At 69.7% G+C, this 2,144-nt stretch carries 2 protein-coding genes and 1 pseudogene; all 3 read left to right on the forward strand.

Annotation, left to right across the window (positions count from 1 at the left end; all coding sequences use genetic code 11):
- A partial coding sequence (locus tag Q0X16_RS13195) for a DUF3526 domain-containing protein (RefSeq protein ID WP_297835312.1) occupies nt 1–1,034 on the forward strand: 1,034 nt, incomplete at its 5' end.
- 116 nt (nt 1,035–1,150) lie between these two features.
- A complete protein-coding gene (locus Q0X16_RS13200; protein ID WP_297835315.1) occupies nt 1,151–1,624 on the forward strand; it encodes a MarR family transcriptional regulator in 474 nt (157 codons plus the stop codon).
- Nucleotides 1,614–2,144: pseudogene (locus Q0X16_RS13205) on the forward strand (hypothetical protein); the annotation flags it as partial. The gene Q0X16_RS13200 and the pseudogene Q0X16_RS13205, both read left to right, overlap by 11 nt.

Raw genomic sequence — 2,144 nt, forward strand, 5'->3', positions numbered from 1 at the left:
AGAACCCGGTGAACCTGCAGACCGGGCCGTTCGACATCGCCTTCGTGGTCATCTTCCTGCTGCCGATCTTCATCCTCGCCATGACCTACGACCTGCTGTCCAGCGAGAAGGAACGCGGCACGCTGGCGATGATCCTCGCCCACCCGGTATCGCTGCGCGAACTGATGGCCTCGAAGATCGTCGCCCGGGCCGCGGTGATCCTCGCGGTGGTGGTGGGCTTCGGCCTCCTGGCGTTGCTCGGCGTGGGCACGCAGCTCGACCAGGCGGAGACCTGGCTGCGCTTCGCGCTGTGGATCCTCGCCACCCTGCTCTACAGCCTGTTCTGGTTTTCGCTGGCGGTGCTGGTCAACGTCTACGGCCGCAGCTCGGCCACCAACGGCACGATCCTCGCCGGCATCTGGCTGATCCTCGTGGTGGTGGTGCCGACGCTGGTCAGCCTGCTGGCGACCACGCTGTACCCGGCACCGTCGCGCATGGACCTGATCGTCGCCGCGCGCGAGGCGCAGACCGCGGGCGAGAAGAACATGGGCAGCGCGCTCGACCGCTTCTATTCCGAGCACATGGACCAGGTGCCCACCGGTGACCAGCGGGCGATGGACTTCCTGACGCTCGCCCAGGCCAATGCCGCGAACATCGAGCAGGCGCTGCTGCCCCTCTACCAGCAGTTCCGCGAGCAGTCCCTGCACCAGGAAGGCCTGGTGCAGCGCTTCCAGTACCTGTCCCCGGCGATCATGATGCAGCTGGCGCTGAACGAGATCTCCGGCACCAGCACCGCCCGCTACCAGGACTTCCTCGACCAGGCCTTCCGCTTCCGCGGCCAGTGGAACGACTTCTTCGCCAGCCGCTTCCTCAGGCGCGAGCCGCTGCGGCCGGCCGACTACGACCAGTTCCCCGCCTTCAGCTACGTGCCGGAGCCGCTGAGCGTGGTGCTCGGCCGGCTGTCGAGCTCGCTGGCCGGCCTGCTGCTGGTGTGCATCGGCGTGACGGCGCTGCCCTTCGTCGGCCTGCGGCGCTACCAGGTCGCTGCGCGCTAGCCACACCACCGCGGATACGCCCCACGCATCGCCGACCAGGTGATGCCACCACCTGCAGCCGGCATTGTGCAATTAGTTAGCCTTGCTTATTATTGCCATGGCTTATGGCCAACCGGATGGCATTCGACGGCGCCCGCGAGCGCTCCCTCGGCTTCGCGCTGAGCGACCTGCTGCGCCTCATCCGTCGCGATTTCCTGCGCGGTGCGCAGGCGCACCGGCTGACGCCGGAGCTCTGGCGCCTGCTCTATTGCCTCGACCGCGACCAGGGCTGCAGCCAGCGCCAGCTGGCCAGCATGCTCGACGTCACGCCAGTGACCCTCGGACGGATGATCGACCGGCTGGAGCAGCGGGGCCTGGTACGCCGCGCCCCGGATCCCGCCGACCGGCGTGCCATGCGCCTGTTCCTCACGCCCGCCGCCAGCGCGCCCATCGCCCGCATGCACGCCCTGGTGGATGCCAGCCGGCGCCGCGCCATGAGCGGGTTGAGCCGAGCCGAGCAGGAGACGTTCTGGCGACTGCTGGGCCGGGTGCGCGACAACCTCAGCTCCGGCAAGGCCACCGCACCCGGGAAGCGTTCCCATGGTCGATGAATTGCCCTTGCCGCTGGACGAGGACGCCGGGGCGCCGCCGGCCCTGCGGCGCAGGCCATGGCTGCGAACCCTGCTGCTCTGGGTCGTGCCGGCGCTGGTCCTGGCGCTGGCGTTCGCCTGGTTCGCCAGCGGCGGCCGCTACGTCTCCACCGACAACGCCTATGTGCAGCAGGATCGGGTCGACGTCGCGCCCCAGCTGACGGCCAACGTGCGCGCCGTGCTGGCGGGCGAGAACCAGCCGGTCACCGCCGGGATGCGCATCCTGGTGCTCGACGACGCCGAGCAGCGCGTCGCCCTGCGCCATGCGCAGGCGGCACTCGCCAGCGCGCATGCCGAGGTCGAGGGCCTCAGGGCGTCCTGGCGCGAGAAACTCGCCGAGCTGCAGGTTGCCCGGCGCACCGCGGCCTACCTGGTGCGCGATTACCGGCGCCAGCAGGAACTGGCGGGCCGTCATCTGGTGGCCGAGATCACCGTGGACAATGCCCATCGCGATGCCGACAGCGCCCGGGGCAACGCCGAG

The organism is Thermomonas sp. (assembly GCF_025993755.1).
GTDB lineage: Bacteria > Pseudomonadota > Gammaproteobacteria > Xanthomonadales > Xanthomonadaceae > Thermomonas.

Bases quoted from the DNA above. Each gene is read 5' to 3' on its own strand.
- Q0X16_RS13200 (WP_297835315.1), top strand. From the start codon at position 1,151: ATGGCATTCGACGGCGCCCGCGAGCGCTCCCTCGGCTTCGCGCTGAGC.